This is a genomic window from Micromonospora sp. NPDC049171 (assembly GCF_040648275.1).
Taxonomy (GTDB): Bacteria; Actinomycetota; Actinomycetes; order Mycobacteriales; family Micromonosporaceae; genus Micromonospora.
Genome location: NZ_JBEZDJ010000008.1, coordinates 204,836 through 220,981, shown reverse-complemented (window position 1 = coordinate 220,981; position 16,146 = coordinate 204,836). Strand labels below are relative to the sequence as shown.

Annotated in this window: 13 protein-coding genes; 5 read left to right on the top strand and 8 right to left on the bottom strand. The window is 72.7% G+C overall.

What is annotated here, in order from left to right:
- Positions 1-104 precede the first annotated feature (104 nt).
- The 4 genes from AB0B14_RS13085 to pdhA all read right to left on the bottom strand — a co-directional run bounded on the left by AB0B14_RS13085 (position 105) and on the right by pdhA (position 5,674).
- On the bottom strand, positions 105-1,784 hold the full coding sequence (locus tag AB0B14_RS13085; protein WP_357522575.1) for a right-handed parallel beta-helix repeat-containing protein: 1,680 nt from the start codon (positions 1,782-1,784) through the stop codon (positions 105-107).
- A 217-nt stretch (positions 1,785-2,001) separates the two neighbouring features.
- Entirely contained in the window at positions 2,002-3,477 is a 1,476-nt protein-coding gene (locus AB0B14_RS13080; RefSeq protein WP_357522533.1) for a dihydrolipoamide acetyltransferase family protein, read from the bottom strand.
- Entirely contained in the window at positions 3,474-4,478 is a 1,005-nt protein-coding gene (locus AB0B14_RS13075) for an alpha-ketoacid dehydrogenase subunit beta (RefSeq protein ID WP_357076912.1), read from the bottom strand. The genes AB0B14_RS13080 and AB0B14_RS13075 overlap by 4 nt, the downstream gene beginning before the upstream one ends.
- A complete protein-coding gene (pdhA, locus tag AB0B14_RS13070) occupies positions 4,475-5,674 on the bottom strand; it encodes a pyruvate dehydrogenase (acetyl-transferring) E1 component subunit alpha (RefSeq protein ID WP_357522574.1) in 1,200 nt (399 codons plus the stop codon). The genes AB0B14_RS13075 and pdhA overlap by 4 nt, the downstream gene beginning before the upstream one ends.
- A 106-nt stretch (positions 5,675-5,780) precedes the next feature.
- Between pdhA and AB0B14_RS13065 the strand changes: the two genes are divergently transcribed.
- Positions 5,781-6,254, top strand: a complete 474-nt coding sequence (locus AB0B14_RS13065) for an Lrp/AsnC family transcriptional regulator (protein WP_357076906.1) — start codon at positions 5,781-5,783, stop codon at positions 6,252-6,254.
- Positions 6,255-6,327: 73 nt separating this feature from the next.
- The gene (locus AB0B14_RS13060; RefSeq protein ID WP_357522532.1) at positions 6,328-8,499 is read left to right on the top strand and encodes an acyltransferase family protein; all 2,172 of its coding nucleotides are present in this window, start codon (positions 6,328-6,330) and stop codon (positions 8,497-8,499) included.
- Between the two features lie 19 nt (positions 8,500-8,518).
- On the opposite strand, the gene AB0B14_RS13055 is transcribed toward AB0B14_RS13060, so the two are convergent.
- The 4 genes from AB0B14_RS13055 to AB0B14_RS13040 are packed head-to-tail and all read right to left on the bottom strand — an operon-like array spanning position 8,519 to position 12,732.
- Positions 8,519-9,490, bottom strand: coding sequence for a DNA primase small subunit domain-containing protein (locus AB0B14_RS13055; protein ID WP_357522531.1), 972 nt, complete (start codon positions 9,488-9,490; stop codon positions 8,519-8,521).
- 38 nt (positions 9,491-9,528) lie between these two features.
- Positions 9,529-10,833, bottom strand: coding sequence for an acyltransferase (locus tag AB0B14_RS13050; protein ID WP_357522530.1), 1,305 nt, complete (start codon positions 10,831-10,833; stop codon positions 9,529-9,531).
- Positions 10,834-10,855: 22 nt separating this feature from the next.
- Positions 10,856-11,833 (bottom strand): NAD(P)-dependent oxidoreductase, encoded by a 978-nt coding sequence (locus tag AB0B14_RS13045; protein ID WP_357522529.1) that lies wholly within the window; start codon positions 11,831-11,833, stop codon positions 10,856-10,858.
- 23 nt (positions 11,834-11,856) lie between these two features.
- Positions 11,857-12,732, bottom strand: a complete 876-nt coding sequence (locus AB0B14_RS13040; RefSeq protein ID WP_357522573.1) for a glycosyltransferase — start codon at positions 12,730-12,732, stop codon at positions 11,857-11,859.
- A 209-nt stretch (positions 12,733-12,941) separates the two neighbouring features.
- Between AB0B14_RS13040 and AB0B14_RS13035 the strand changes: the two genes are divergently transcribed.
- From AB0B14_RS13035 to AB0B14_RS13025, 3 genes are read left to right on the top strand one after another with little or no spacing between them, the layout of a single operon-like run.
- The gene (locus AB0B14_RS13035) at positions 12,942-14,501 is read left to right on the top strand and encodes a glycosyltransferase family 39 protein (protein ID WP_357522528.1); all 1,560 of its coding nucleotides are present in this window, start codon (positions 12,942-12,944) and stop codon (positions 14,499-14,501) included.
- A gap of 43 nt (positions 14,502-14,544) precedes the next feature.
- Positions 14,545-15,276: a histidine phosphatase family protein gene (locus AB0B14_RS13030; protein ID WP_357076676.1), complete on the top strand. Its 732-nt coding sequence runs from the start codon at positions 14,545-14,547 to the stop codon at positions 15,274-15,276.
- Positions 15,260-16,129, top strand: coding sequence for an NAD(P)H-hydrate dehydratase (locus tag AB0B14_RS13025; protein ID WP_357076673.1), 870 nt, complete (start codon positions 15,260-15,262; stop codon positions 16,127-16,129). Before AB0B14_RS13030 ends, AB0B14_RS13025 begins: the two co-directional genes overlap by 17 nt.
- Positions 16,130-16,146 lie beyond the last annotated feature (17 nt).

The following is a 16,146-nucleotide window of genomic DNA, read 5'->3' as shown; positions in this document are numbered from 1 at the left end:
CCCGCGGGCGGCGCGGGCCACGGACCGGCGCGGCGTGCGAGCGGCCCTCCGGCCGGCGCGGGGCACGGACCGGCGCGGCGTGCGAGCGGCCGTCCGGTCGCCGCTCAGCTCCAGTCGCTGTCGACGTGGTTGTCCCGCCAGCGCCCGCCCACCGGCGGGGTGTCCAGCAGCATCCCGTCGCCGGCGTTGCCGGCCAGGTCGTTGTCCTCGACCCGGCAGTCCACACAACTGCCCCGCTCGGTGATCCACAGCCCGTGTGTCTGGGTCTGGTCGTCGTGGTTGTCCCAGATCCGGTTGCCGCGCACCGTGGCCGAGTCGAACGCCGCGTCGATCGTAATCCCGGCTCGCCGCTGGGGTGCCGGAGACAGTTCGTATCCGCAGCCGGGCGGCGGCACGTCGCCGCTCCAGGCGGTGAACCCGTCGGGGCGTACCGGGGCGAGGGTGAGTTCGTCGCCGGTGTTGGAGGCGACCATGGCCACGGCGCGTCCGACCCGCAGCACCTTGCCCCGGTGCCCGTCGTGCGGCCAGTTGGCCGACCGGTCCACCAGGCACCGTTCGCTGTAGCGGACCGCGTCGCCGGTGCCGCCGGCGCCCCGGGCACACTGCCGCCCGTTGTTGCGGATCCGGTTGTTGAGCAGCACCGCGTCGGTCATCTGGTGGTCGATCCGGACCGCGTCCAGGCCGTTGCCCCAGAGCTCGTTGCTCTCGATGACCACGTCCCGGATCGAGCCCTGGTAGCCGCGTCCGAGGTTGTGCGCGTGGTAGCCGTGTCGCCCGTTGCCGCTGATCCGGTTGCCCCGCACGGTGTACGGGCCGGGGCTGTTGCCGATGCTGACTCCGTCGCGCATGTTGCCGTCGATGACGCAGTCGGTGAGCAGCCCACCCCGGCCGGCCACCGACGAGGTGCCCTGCGCCGACACGTCGAAGCCGGTCTCCAGGTTGCCGGTCATGGTGCAGGCCGAGACGATCAGACCGTCGGCGCCCCAGTCGGAGATGCCGAACCGGTTGCCCTGGCTGTGGCAGCCGATGATGCGGTAGCCGCGCGGCGGCGCCCAGTACTCCTTCTGCAACTCCAGGAAGATTCCGTTGGTGCCGTTGGCAAGCGTGGTGCAGTTGGCGATGGTCAGCCGCTCCACCGTGCCCCAGCCGCCGATGCCGACCCCGATGCCGGCGCCGCCCATCTGCTCGCCGTTGTCCAGGCGGCCACAGCCGACCACCACCACGCCGTCGATCAGCGAGTCCTGGAGGAAGTCGCAGCCCAGCCCGGTGGCCGCGGTGTGGTGGATGTAGAGGTTGCGGAACACCCCCCGCACCACGTACTGCAGACCGAGACCCTTGGCCAGGTAGTTGTACTCGGCCATCGCCACGCCGGAGCCGTCGATCTGGAAGTCGGAGAAGGTGCAGTCGGCGATGTGCCGGTCCCGGTCGGCACCGTGCTGCACGGTGGTCCAGAAGGCCAACGGAGTCGGATCGGCCCGGTTGCCCTCGTTGCTGAGCATGAACCGGGTCGCCGCCGGGCCGGCCCCCACCAGCGACACTCCACTGCGCCACACCGTGCCCGCGTCCCGGATCGAGTAGATGCCCGGCGGGCAGTAGATGACCCGGGCGCGCCCGTCCGAGGCGTACCCGGCGCCCAGCCGGTCCACGAGGGCGGCCAGCGCCGGCTGGTCGTTCGTCGCGCCGTCGCCGGTCAGCCCGTACTCCAGCGCGTCGCAGTAGAGGGGAGCGCCGGCCGAGGCGGGCCGCCGTACCCGGACCGAGTTCAGTAGCAGCTCGTTCGCCACGGCCACAGGCCGGCTCCCTTCGACGCGTTCGGTGCGCTTCGGCGGGGCCGACTTCCCGATCGCACCGCCGGGAAACCCCGGCACGAGCACGCCGCCGGGAAACCCCGGCACGAGCACGCCGCCGGGAAACCCCGGCACGAGCACGCCGCCGGGAGAGCCGGGACGCGCGCCGGCCCCGGCGCGCCGCAGGGGGCAGCGCCGGGGCCGGGGTACGCGCTCAGACGGCGGCGATCAGCAGCGCGGGGCGCTCCACGCAGTCGGCGACGTGCCGCAGGAAGCCGCCGGCCACCCCGCCGTCACAGACCCGGTGGTCGAAGGTGAGGCTCAGCTGGGTCACCTTGCGAACCGCGAGTTGCCCGTCGACCACCCACGGCTTGTCCACGATCCGCCCGGCCCCGAGCAGCGCCGCCTCGGGGTGGTTGATGATCGGTGTGGAGCCGTCGACGCCGAACACCCCGTAGTTGTTGAGGGTGAACGTGCCGCCGGTCAGCCGGGCCGGCGGCAGGCTGCCCGCCCGCGCGGCGGCGGTGGTGGCCGCCAGTTCGGCGGCCAGCTCGGCGGTGGTGAGTCGCTGGGCGTCGCGCAGCACCGGCACCAGCAGGCCCCGGTCGGTCTGCGCGGCGATGCCGAGGTGCACCCCCGCGGACTGGACGATCCGCTGCGCCTCGGTGTCGACCCGGGCGTTGAGCTGCGGGAACCGGCGCAGCCCACTGAGGCAGATCCGGGCCAGCAGGGCCAGGATGCTCACCGGCGCGTCGGGCGTCGCCGCGTTGATCGCGGCCCGGGTCTCCAGCAGCCCGGTGGCGTCCACGTCGACCCAGATGGTCACCTCGGGGATCTCCCGCCGGCTGCGGGAGAGCTTGTCGGCGATGACCTTGCGGACACCGGTGAGCGGGACGATCACGTCGTCGTCCCCGGACGGCACCGGCGCGACGGGCGCGTCCGGCACGGCGGTGAGCCGGGCGGCGGGCACGGTCAGCGCCGCCTCCACGTCGGCACGGCGGATCACGCCGCCGGGCCCGGTGCCCCGCACCGCGTTCAGGTCGACGCCGCGCTCCCGGGCCAGCCGCCGCACGATCGGCGAGATGACCAGGGCGGTCGGCCGCGCCGGGTGACCTGGCGCGTCGCCCGCGGCACCGCCGCCAGCCGGGCGGGCCACCCCGGTCGGGGCAACACCACCGGTCGGAGCAGCACCGGTCGGAGCAGCACCGGTCGGAGCAGCACCGGTCGGAGCAGCACCGGTCGGGGCGGCACCGGTCGGGGCGGCAGCACCATCGGTCCGCGCGGTGTCGGCCGGTTCGGGGGCGAGCGTCAGCCGAGGTCGGCGCCGACGGCGAGTGGCGCCGCCGTGGCCGGTGCCGTAGCCGATCAGCACGTTGCCGGAGCCGGCCCGCTCCTCCTCGCGGTAGGTGGCGTGCCCGGCGGGCTCGTCGCCGCCGTCCAGCGGCGCGATGGTGATCAACGGCTGGCCGACCGGGCGTACCTCACCGGCCGCGCCGTGCAGGGTGACGACCCGGCCGGCGTACGGGCAGGGCACGTCCACGACCGCCTTCGCGGTCTCCACCTCGACCACGCTCTGGTCGACGGTGACCACGTCGCCCACGGCGACCCGCCACTCGACGATCTCGGCCTCGCTCAGCCCCTCGCCCAGATCGGGCAGGAGGAAGACCTGCGTCCGTTCGACGGTGGTCATGCCGCCGCCCAACGTGCGTCCGGCTGGTCGTCCCACTGGAGTCGGGCCACCGCGTCGAGCACCCGGTCCACGCCGGGCAGGTGGGTGTGCTCCAGCATCGGCGCCGGGTACGGGATGTCCAGGCCGGCGACCCGCAGCACCGGGGCGTGCAACGCGTGGAAGCAGCGCTCCTGCACCCGGGCGGCGATCTCGGCGCCGACCCCGGCGAAGCCCTGCGCCTCCTGGATCACCACGCAGCGGCCGGTGCGGCGGACCGAGGCGGCGATGGTGTCGTCGTCGAACGGCACGATGGTGCGCACGTCCACCACCTCCAGGTCCCAGCCCTCCTCGCGGGCGGCCTCGGCGGCCTCCAACGCGACGGGCACCGCCGGCCCGTACGCCACCAGGGTGGCGTCGCGTCCCGGACGGCGCACGACGGCCCGGCCGAACGGCTCGGTCCGCGTCGGCAGGGCCGCGTCGGCGCTGCCGAAGTAGAGCTTCTTGGGCTCCATGAAGACCACCGGGTCGGGGTCGTCGATCGCCTCACGCAGCAGCGAGTACGCGTCCTCGACGGTCGCCGGGGTGACCACCTTCAGGCCGGGGGTGTGCGCGTAGTACGCCTCGGACGAGTCGCAGTGGTGCTCGACCCCGCCGATGCCGCCCGCGTACGGCACCCGGATCACGATCGGCACGCTGAGCGCGCCCCGGGTCCGGTTGCGCAGCTTCGCCACGTGCGAGGCGATCTGCTCGAACGCCGGGTACGCGAACGCGTCGAACTGCATCTCGACCACCGGCCGTAGACCGGACATGGCCAGGCCGACGGCGAACCCGACGATGCCGGCCTCGGCGAGCGGGGTGTCGAAGCAGCGGTCCTCGCCGAAGCGGGCCTGGAGGCCGTCGGTGATCCGGAAGACGCCGCCGAGCGCGCCGACGTCCTCACCGAAGACGACGACCCGGTCGTCGGCGGCGAGCGCGTCGGCGAGCGCGGTGTTGAGCGCCTTCGCCATGGTGGTGGCCATCAGGCGTTCCCCTCCTCGTCGCGAGCGGCGGCCAGCTCGGCGCGGACCAGCTCACGCTGTTCGACGAGTTGCGGGGTGGGCTCGGCGTAGACGTGGTCGAACAGGCTCAACGGGTCGACGTTGGGCTGCTCGTTCATCCGGGTCCGCAGGTCCGCCGCGTACGCCTCGGCCTGCTCGGCGACCTCGGCGATCGCCGCGTCGTCGAGCACCCCGCGGGCCCGCAGGTAGGTTTCCAGCCGGGCGATCGGGTCGCGGTCGCGCCAGGCGTCGACCTCGGCGCCGTCGCGGTAGCGGCTGGCGTCGTCGGCGTTGGTGTGCGGCTCCATCCGGTACGTGTGCGCCTCGACGAGGAACGGCCCGTTGCCGGCGCGGGCGTGCGCGACCGCGCGGGTGAGCACGGCGAGCACCGCCACCGGGTCGTTGCCGTCGACCTGTTCGCTGGGCACGCCGTAGCCGACGCCCTTGTAGGCCAGCGACGGCGCGGCGGTCTGCCGGGACAGCGGGACGCTGATGGCGTAGCGGTTGTTCTGTACGAAGTAGACGACCGGCGCCTTGAACACGGCGGCGAAGTTGACCCCCTCGTGGAAGTCGCCCTCGCTGGTGGCGCCGTCGCCGATGAAGGCCAGCGCCACGGTGTCGCGACCCTGGTACGCCTCGCCGTGCGCCAGACCGGCGGCGTGCACGCACTGGGTGGCGAGCGGGGTGCACTGTGGCGCGGTGCGTACCTCGGTCGGGTCGTAGCCGCAGTGCCAGTCGCCGCGCAGCAGGGTGAGCACCTCGACCGGGTCGATGCCCCGGGCAACCAGCGCCATCGATTCACGGTAGGTGGGGAAGACCCAGTCGGTGTCGCGGACCGCGAGCGTCGCGCCGACCTGGCACGCCTCCTGGCCCCGCGAGGACGGGTAGACGGCCAGCCGGCCCTGCTTGGTCAGGGCGGTCGCCTGGGTGTCGAACCGGCGGCCGAGCACCATGCGCCGGTACAGCTCGCGCAGCAGCTCGACGGGTGGCTCCGGGTAGTCGCCGCGGGCGGGCAGCGGCGTGCCGGTCGGGTCGAGCAGGCGGACGGGTTCGGTGTTCGGCAGCAGCGGGCGCGCCGGGTCGGGCGGGGTGGCCGCTCGACGCGTACGCGGGGATGCCCTGCGGACCGCCTGGGGAGTGGTCGTCACGGCGGAACCTCCTGGGACGTGTGGTGACCCTATGCTTCCGCTTGTCGGATGATTGACTCAAGATCCACGCAGAAGGCGGGACGGTTGGCATGCGGAGGGACTATCAGTGAGCCAGGAGACCGGCGACGAAGCAGACCGGGTGGCGGGATCGGGACGATCGGTACGAGCCCTCGACGAGGTGGACCGGCGGATCCTCGACGAGCTGGTCCGGGACGGGCGGACGTCGGTGCGTACCCTCGCCGAACGGATCCACATCTCTCGCACCAACGCGTACGCGCGGGTGGAGCGGTTGCTGCGCGACGGGGTGATCACCGGGTTCCACGCCCAGGTGGCGCCCGAGGCGGCCGGGTTGGGCACCTCGGCGTACATGGCGTTGACGATCGAGCAGAACACCTGGCGGGAGGTGTCTGCCGAGCTGGCCCAGGTGCGCTATGTCGAGCACGTGGCGTTGCTCAGCGGCGAGCATGACGTGCTGGCCCTGGTCCGGGCGCCGGACAACGCCGCACTGCGGGACGTGGTGCTGGACCGGGTGCAGCGCATCGCCGGGGTGTTGTCGACGCGGTCCTGGCTCGTCTTCGAAGAGTTCGGCGGAACGCAGAGCCCCTGGCAGTAGGGCCATAACACGAATTCATTAGCACGATGACGAAATAGCCGAATAACCGCGGAACGCCGCTACTATCCGCGACGTGGCTATATCGAATGAGTTGTGGGCGCAGGCCAGGGTAGCCGCCCCGCCACCGACCAGGCCGACGTCGACAAGGCCGACGTCGGCCGGCGCGCGGTCCTTCCGCGGCGACATCGAGGGCCTGCGGGCGGTGGCCGTGCTGCTGGTGCTCCTCGGTCACGCCGGAGTGCCGTACCTGCCCGGCGGTTTCGTCGGTGTCGACGTGTTCTTCGTGATCTCCGGCTTCCTCATCACCGGTCTGCTACTCGAGGAACTCGACAAATACGGACGGCTCTCGCTCACCGACTTCTACGCCCGACGAGCGAAGCGTCTGCTCCCGGCCGCCGCGACAGTCCTCCTCGCGACCCTGGTGCTCACCTACGTCTTCCTGCCCCGCGGCCGCTGGTCGGCCACCGCCTGGGACGTCATCGCCAGCGCCTGCTACGCCATGAACTGGCGGTTGGCCGAGCAGTCCGCCGACTACGTCGCCGCCAACGACGCCGCGAGCATCGCCCAGCACTTCTGGTCCCTCGCCGTCGAGGAGCAGTTCTACCTGGTGTGGCCCCTGCTGCTGATCGCCCTCGGGTGGTTCGCCCGCCGCCGGGGGCATGGTGGCCGCGGCCTCTACCTGCTCGGGTTGGCGCTGATCGCGGTCCCCTCGTTCGCCTGGGCGCTGTACGTCTCGCCGACCGAACCATCGGCGTACTTCGTCACCACCACCCGGATGTGGGAGCTGGCCCTCGGCGGCGCCGTCGCCGTCACGGCGATCTGGTTGCGCCGGTCGCCGCGCCTGGTGGCCGTGCCGCTGGCCTGGGCCGGGCTGATCGCCGTCGGCGCCTCGGCCGCGCTGATCACCACGGAGGCCGGCTTCCCCGGGTACGCCGCGCTCGGCCCCACCCTCGGCACCGCCACGGTGATCGCGTTCGGGCCGGCCGCCGGCCGGGCCGGGCCGGTCCTGCTGCTGGGCCAACAGCCGCTGCGCTACGTCGGCGGAATCTCCTACTCGCTGTACCTGTGGCACTGGCCGGTACTGATCGCCGCGCAGGCGCACTTCGGTGACCTCGGCGTCGGCCCGGCGCTCGCCGTCGTGGCCGCCTCGGCGATCCCCGCCGCGCTCACGTACCACTTCGTCGAGAACCCGGTGCGCCGGTCACCGGTCCTCGCCGACCGGCCAACCTCCGCCCTGCGCATCGGCGCCGTCTGCACCGGCGCGGCCGCGCTGGCCGGCCTCGCCTTCCAACTGGCCATTCCGTCGACGGCGGGTACGACGCCCCCGTCCTCGGTCATCATGGGCCAGGTGCCCGGCGGCTCCACGCAGGCGGCGCCACCGGCCGCGCCGGGTGCCGCGGCGCTCGGCGGATCCCCCCGCACCAGCCGGGCCGGGGTGCCCGTCGACAAGGTCGACTCGATCACGCCCGAGCCGGCACGGGCGGCCCGGGACGCGCCGCTGTTGCAGGCGACGAAGAGTTGCCACGTGTCGTTGGAGTCCGCGACGCCGGAGGTGTGCGTCTACGGAAAGATGAACTCGGCGACCACCATCGCGCTGGTCGGCGACTCCCATGCCGACCACTGGGTCCCGGCCATGCGGGGAGCGGCGGAGACGAACGGCTGGCGCCTCGCCACGTACACCAAGGGTGGTTGCCCGTTCCTGACCGCGGAGATCTCCCTGAACGACCGCCCCTACACCTCCTGCACGGAATGGAACCGGAAGGTACGCGAGACCCTGCTCGGCGCGGGCCGCCCCGACCTGCTGGTCGTGACGAACGCCGAGTACCCGGTCAGTGGCGAGCCGCCCGCGAAATGGCGGTCCGCGCTGGCCCGTGAACTGCGCGAGACGTGGAGCGGCATGATCGCGGAGAAGATTCCGGTGGTGGTGCTGCGGGACACACCGCTGCATGAGAAGGACATCGCCGAGTGCGTGTCGAAGAATCCGAACCGCCTGACGAAGTGCGCCATGCCCCGGGCCGAGGCCCTGGGCCGCGGGGGCGGTCCCGCGCAGGAGGAGGCGGCCGATGGCCTCGCCGGTGCCCACCTGGTCGACCTGAACGACTGGATCTGCCCCGCGGACCGGTGCGCCCCCGTCATCGGCGGCGTGCTCGTCTGGCGCGACGCGCACCACCTGAGCGCCACCTACTCGACGACCCTCGCACCCCAGGTGGCCGCCGCGCTCAAGCCCGTGCTCGCCGACCTGTGACCCGGGCTGGTCCGGGACCTCACCGTTCGGGCGGGGCCTCCAGCCCCTCCCGGTCGGCCAACTCCAGCAGCGGCTCCAACGAGTGCCGGTCGCCGTCCAGGCCGGCGTGCGGGTCGCCGCGCTCGGCGAAGCGGGCCGGCACGGACCGCACGTCGAAGTCCTCCGGACGGGCGTCGTCCAGCTCCGCCCAGGTCAGCGGTGCCGACACCAGGGCCCGGGGCGTCGGTCGAATCGAGTACGCCGAGGCCATCGTGTGGTCCCGCGACATCTGGTTGTAGTCGACGAAGACCGGCCGGTCCCGCTTGTCACGCCACCACGTGGTGGTGACCAACTCCGGCAGCCGGCGCTGCATCTCCCGGCCCAACGCGAGCACCGCCCGACGGCACTCGCCGAAGCTCCACCGCGGCTCGATCGACAGATAGACGTGCAGGCCCCGCCCACCTGTGGTCTTCGGGTAGCCGGTCATGCCCAGCTCGGCCAGGAACGCGTTGACCTCGCGGGCCACCGGCAGCACCTGCTCGAACCCGACGCCGGGCATCGGGTCGAGGTCGATACGCAACTGGTCGGGTCGTTCCACGTCGGCGGCGGTGACCGGCCAGGGGTGAAACCGCAGGGTGCCCAGGTTGGCCGCCCAGATCACCACGGCCAACTCGCTGGGCGCGACCTCGTCGGCGGTGCGGCCACTGGGGAAGGTGATGTGCGCGGTGCGCACCCACTCGGGCGCACCCGCCGGCAGCCGCTTCTGGTAGAACGCGTCGCCCCGGTTGGTCTGCCGGGTGGCGATCGTCGCGCCCTCAAAGACGCCACGCGGCCAACGTTCCAGCATCGTCGGCCGGTCCCGCAACGCGCGCAGGACCCCGTCACCCACCGAGAGGAAGTAGCGGACCACGTCCACCTTGGTGAGCCCGAGCTCCGGGAAGTAGGGCTTGTCGGGACTGGAGACGCGGACCAGCCGCTCCCCCACCTGGATCTCCTCCGCCGCCGTGGCCACGCCCCCGAGCGTACGGCTCGGGGGCGGGCACGTAGGCGCTACCGGCCGGGGACCAGCGTGGCGGATTGTTGTGGCAGCTCCTCGGTCGGACCGCCGACCTGCACCGGCGGCGTCGCGGGCGGCTCCTCGGCCACCGCGGTCTGCTGCTCGACGGGCACCCGCTGCGACGACCGGCGGGCCACGAAGCCCGGCGTCCAGTCCTTCAACCGCAGCGCCGGCTGCTCGACAAGCTTCCAGGACAGGAACGCGGCGACGAAGGCGACCGCGACCGACATGGCCGCGAACGGCACGTAACCCCAACGGTTCCAGCCGAGGCTGGCCATCAACTGCTGGAAGATGAACCCGTAGATGTAGATGCCGTACGAGTAGTCGTTCTTACGGCCCACCCAGTGCACCTGGCGCGGCAGCCGCACCGACAGCCACACCAGCAGGTACGCGAACGCCGGCAGCCCGATGACAAAGAACCCGCCGACGAGCAGCGACAACCCGAGCGCCACCGCCGCGCCGATGCCCAGCACGTCGCTGATCGGCACCCGCTCCCGGTAGAGGTCGAAGGTCGCGCCGAGGGCGAAGAGGAAGCCCAGGTAGACGATGTAGTGGAAGCCCATCGGGCCGACCAGTGGCGCATCGAAGGTCCAGCCCGCCGTCGACGCCGGGCCGCTGATCCGCCCGGTGGCCACCCAGTCCTGCAGGATGCTCAGGTAGAGCACGACGGTCAGGACCAGCACGAACCGGCGGGCGTGGCGCAGCACGGCGGTCGCCGCCAGCACGCCCACCACGACGTAGCAGAACATCTCGTACTTCAGCGACCACAGCGCGCCGTTGAAGACGCTGGTGCTGGTCTTGCGACCCCACGGGGTGGACTGGATGAACAGGTCGTGGATGCCGTACTGCTCGACACCGGTCCACCAGTTGCCGCGCAGGTAGGCCAGCGGGCCGCCCGGCTCCCCGGGATTGTCGAAGTAGCCGGCGGTGGTGCCGTGCTCGCGCAACGCGACGAGCGGAGCGATCACCAGCGCGGTGATCAGCAGGCAGACCCAGAGACCGGGCAGGATCCGCAGGGCCCGGTGCCAGGCGTAGCGGATCACGCCGGTACGCCGAGCGCTGCGGGTGATCAGCAGGCCGGAGAGCACGAAGAAGCCGTACACGGCCATGGTGCCGACGTTGGTCTGCCGACCGGTCAGGCTGTAGCCGAGGTCGGCGGCACCGAAGCCGAGCGGCTTGGAGTGCGACAGTACGACGCCGACGGCGAGGCAGAGCCGGATCAGCCCGATGCCGTTGCTGCGGCCGGAAAGCAGGTCGGCCAACGTGCCACGGGACCGAATGAGGGCGGGGGTTGTCATACGGTCAGGAAACCTCTCGGCATCAGGCGGGCACCTCGGCGCCGGCGTGCTCCCACAATTGCTTCATCTCGGTGTGCAGGTCGTCGCTCGGCGACCAGCCGAGCACCTCGGCGGCCAATCCGACGTCCAGTCGCTGCCAGCTGGTCTCGGCGGGGCCGGTCTGCTCGGCCTCGACCAGATCGGTCGGCACCTCACTCACGTCGATGAGGAGCCGGACCATATCACGCGCGCTGGCCGCCACCCCCCGACCAATGTTGATCACGCGGCCGGGCGCGTCGGGGCGGGTCGCGGCCAGCAGTACGGCGGCGACCACGTCGCTGAGGCCGATGAAGTCACGCCGGGAGCCGAGCGGAGCGAGCTCCAGCCGGGCCCGGCTACCGGCCCGCTGGGCGTCGCGCAGCCGGCCCGCGACCACTCCGAGCAGGCTGTGCCCGGGCTGGCCGGCGCCGATGACGTTGCCGACCCGCAGCGTGACGCCCTCGATCAGGCCCTGCCGGTCCGCCGCGGTGATCGCCTCGGTGCAGCGCAGCTTGAACTCGCCGTACGGCATCACCGGCGCGGGGGTCAGCTGCTCGGACATCGACGAGTCCACCGGGACCAGCCCGTACTCGTGCACGCTGCCCATCTGGACCACCCGGACCCGCCCGGGCAGTCGGCCCGCGGCCTGCACCAGCCGCTCGACCAGTGTGACGTTGACCGCGAGCATCTGGGCCTCGGACAGGCCCCACATCCCGCCCGCCGCGTTGATCACCACGGCCGGGTCGAGGTCACGCAGCACCGCGGTGATCTCGTCGACGTCGGCGGCGGCCAGGTCCAGTGCACGGACCTCGACACCCGGGCCGATCGTCTTCGGGGTACGCGCGACGGCGACCACGGTGTGGCCCTGGTCGGCCAGCGCGCGGCAGATCGGGCGGCCGAGGAAGCCGGTGCCGCCGAGCACCACCACCCGCATCGGCTGCTGTGCCGCGTCCTCCACCGGAGGTCGTGGTCTGACGGTCATGGCGTCCCCCTGGCTGTCGTCGGTCATCGGCCCGGCCCGAACGCGTGCCGGGACAGGCTGCGCACGCCGGCCATCCTGCCCGAGAGGACAGCCGCCGGCAGCAGGGTGATGGCGTGGAGGCGGGACGAGGTGTAGCTGCGGGCCGCGCGGGCCGCCCGGGGCCAGCCCTGCTCGTCCATCCGGCGGGCGACATCGACGAAGAACGCCCGCGCCTCGGTGAACCGAGAGCCGTTGGCCGCGTCGGCGGCGGACTTGCTGACCGCGTGCCGCCGGTACTGGAAGCAGAGGGTGGTGTCGACGGCCATCTGCTCACCGCGCTGGATCAGGTCGATCACCAGGGCCAGGTCCTGGATGACCTGGAACTCCTCGCGGAAGTCGACGGCCTTGAGCGCGTCCGTCCGCCAGCAGATCGACGGGAAGTAGAACCAGCAGCCCCGCAGCAGGCTGGCCGCCAGGTCCTCGCCGCCCATCAGCTCACGGGAGTCGATCCGGGGGGCGTAGATCCGCCGCTTCGCCTCGTCGACGATGGTGTTGACCACGGTGCCGTCGGCGTCGATGATCTCGACCCCCGGCTGGACCATGCCGACGCCCGGGTACTGCTCGATCACCGATCGCACGGTGGCGACGTAGTTGGGGTGCATGATGTCGTCCGTGCCCATCATCACCAGGTACTCGTGCTCGGCGAGACCGACGCACTTGCGGTAGTTGGCGGTGATCCCGAGATTGCGCTCGTTGCGCTGGTAGCGGACCCGCTCGTCGTCGATGCCCGCGAACCACTCCGGCACGCCCGGCTCGGTGCCGTCGTCGACCACGGTGAGACGCCAACCCGGGTCACTCTGCGCCATCACGCTGCGCACCGCCGCCTGCATGAGGGGCACGCTTCCGTAGTACGGCAGCATAATGTCGACAATCATTGGGTCGGTTGGCCTCACTGTGCGTGGTGGAAATGCTCGACGGGCGCGGCCACATTATCAGGCCCGTCTCCGCGATCGGCCATCGCCGAACCGAGCTGACGCGCACCCGGATCGGGCCGATCACGCGCGGGGGCCGGCCGTCGCGGGCGCTATCATCGGCGCGCCCCGTAACCGCCCCCCCCGATCGGACGCCGATGTCGAACCGCGCCGTTGCCACGGACGCGCAGCCCGCGCAGACCGATGCGGGGAGTCCTCCCCCGCCCACCGGGCCGGACCGCCGGCCGGTCCCGCTCGCCCGCCGGCTGGCGCTCAGCGTCTGGTTCTGGCCGACGGCGTTCGCCGCGGTCGCGGTCGGGTGGCGGCTGGGCAGCCCGGAGATGTGGCACGACGAGCTGGTCACCATCGAGGTGGCGACCCGCTCCACCGGGCAGATCCGGGGCATGCTGGCCAACGTCGACGCCGTACACGGTGCCTACTACCTGTTCATGCACGCCTGGACGACGCTGTTCGGCACCGGCCCGATCGCGGTGCGTCTGCCGTCGGCGCTGGCGATGACCCTGGCCACCGCCTGCGTGGCGCTGGCGGGGCGGAGGCTCTTCGACCACCGGACGGGTGTCGCCGCCGGGTTCGTCTTCGCCCTGGTGCCCACGGTCACCCGGTTCGGGCAGGAGACCCGCTCGTACGCCTTCGTCGTCCTCGCCGCGGCGGCGGCCACCCTGTTCCTGCTCCGCGCGCTGGAGCGGCCCGGCCTGCTGCGCTGGGCGGCGTACACCCTCGCGGTGGCCGGCATCGGCCTGGTCAACGTGGTGGCGCTGACCCTCCTGGTGGGGCACGGCACCGCCGTCCTGATCCACTGCTGGCGCAAGCGCGCCTGGTGGTCGCTGGCCTGGTTCCCGCTCGCCGCCCTCGGCGGGGTGGCGCTCGCCGCGCCGGTGATCCTGCGGGGGATGAAGCAGGCGGGGCGGCAGATCAGCTGGATCCCGGACAGCTCGCCCTGGACGGTCTGGGAGCAGGCGTACGGCTCGGTGCTGCTCGCCGCCGCGGTGACCGCGCTGGCCACCATCGGTCTGCTGACCCACCTGCGCCGCGACGCCGTGGCCCGGACGGTGAGCGCGACGCTTGTCGCCGTGCTGCCGGTGCCGGTGATCCTGGTGGCCTCGACCGGCGAGATCAACTACTTCTTCTCCAAGTACCTGCTGTTCCTGCTGCCGGCCTGGGCGGTGCTGGCCGGCTCGGGGCTCGCCGTGCTACGCCGTACCCCGCTGGTGGCGGCCGGGCTGGTGGTCGTGGCCGCGCTGTCCGTGCCCGGTCAGCTCGCGATGCGCGGGGAGTACTCGCACGGCTGGTACACCTACCCCCAGGCGAGGGCCTTCGAGCCACTGTCCTACTCCCAGGCGGCACGGGTCATCGAGGCGGGCTACCAGCCCGGTGACGGCCTCGTCGTGGGCGACGTCTGGTGGTGGCTGACCGAGCCCGGCGTCCGGTACTACCTCCCGGCGGACATCTCCCCGCGCACCGTGTTCCAGGCGCGGACCGCGGCCCAGCGCAACGAGCTGTTCGCCGCGGACTGCGCCGACCCGGCGAGCTGCCTGCGGGACGAGCCACGGCTGTGGCTGGTGCAGCCGACGGTCACCGACACACCGATGACCGGGCTGTCGAAAAAGGCGGCCGCCGTCCTCGGCGAGCGGTACCAGCTGGCCCAGCTGACCCACGTGACCGGGATGACCGTCGCCCTGCTGCAACGGCGCGGCTGAGCGGGCGCGATTACCGCCGCCGGCACCCGGGTAGGGGGTCGGCATGGCGGAACTGGCAACGCTCTGGATCATCCGGCACGGTGAGAGCACCGCGAACGTGGCGGCGACGCACGCCGAGGCGTCCGGCGAGGAGCTGATCGGGCTCAGTCACCGCGACGCCGACGTGCCGCTGTCCCCCACCGGCGAGGAGCAGGCGCGGGCCACCGGCCGCTGGCTGGCCGGGCTGCCCGCGGACCGCCGGCCGGACGTCGCGGTGGTCTCGCCGTACCTGCGGGCGGTCTCCACCGCCGAGTTGGCGCTGCACGGCACCGGGGTGCCGGTGAGCCGCGACGAGCGGCTGCGCGACCGGGAGCTGGGCATCCTCGACGGCCTGACCGGGCACGGGGTCCGTCGGCGCTACCCCGACGAGGCCGAGCGGCGGGCCCGGCTCGGCAAGTTCTACTACCGTCCGCCCGGCGGGGAGTCCTGGACCGACGTGGCGCTGCGGCTGCGCACGCTCCTCGGTGACCTGCGCCGGGACCACGAGGGCCAGCGAGTCCTGCTCTTCGGCCACGACGCGCTGGTCTTTCTGCTGCGCTATCTGGTGGAGGGGCTGACCGAGGCGGACCTGATGGCACTGACCCGCGAACACGTGATCGCCAACTGCTCGATCACCGACTGGTCCGCCGACGCGCGGGACCGGCTGGCCCTGGGCGGATTCAACGAGGTCGGCCACCTGCACCGGCAGGGCGCCCAGCCGACCAGGGAGGACGAGATCCATGCCGAACCGGTCTGAGGTGAAGGTGATCACGCCGGCGTTGCTGCGCGACTGGGCGCTACCGGTTCCGGTCGGTGGCAAGGAGAGCCGGGGCACCGTGCTGGTCGTCGGCGGGTCCCGCTTCACCCCCGGTGCGGTGCTGCTCGCCGGGGTGGCCGCGCTGCGCGCCGGCGCCGGGGTGCTCCAGCTCGCCGCCGCCGAGTCCACCGCCGCCACGCTGAGCATCCAGGTGCCCGAGGCGCTGGTGGTCGGGCTGCCGGAGACCCCCGACGGCGCGGTCGCCGCCGACCGGGACGGGCAGCTCGACGAGCTGGTCGCCCAGGCCGACGTGGTGGCCGTCGGGCCAGGGCTGAAGGCGATCGACGAGACCAACCGGTTGCTGAGTCTGGTCCTGGAGGCCGCCCGGCCGCAGACGTCGCTGGTGCTCGACGCGTACGCCCTCGGTGCGCTCAGTCACGCACCTGACCTGCTGGTCGGCTCGGGGCGGCCGGTGGTGCTCACCCCGAACCTCACCGAGGCCAGGCACCTGCTCGGGCGGGACCCGGGCGACGACCTGGACGCCGAGGCGGCCGAGTTGGCCGGCCGGTACGAGGCGGTCGTCTCGCTTTACGGGCACGTGGCCGCACCGGACGGCCGAGGGTGGCGGGAGGAGAGCGGCGACGCCGGGTTAGGCACCTCCGGCAGCGGGGACGTGCTCGCCGGGTTGCTGGCGGGGCTGCTGTCCCGGGGCGCCGACCCGGCCCAGGCCGCCTGCTGGGGTTCGTTCGCGCACGCGGTGAGCGGCCAGCGGCTGATCCCCCGGTACGGCCGGATCGGCTTCCTCGCCCGGGAGCTGCTCGACGAGATCCCCCGCACGTTGGCGATGGTGTGATCCCGCCATATCCGCTG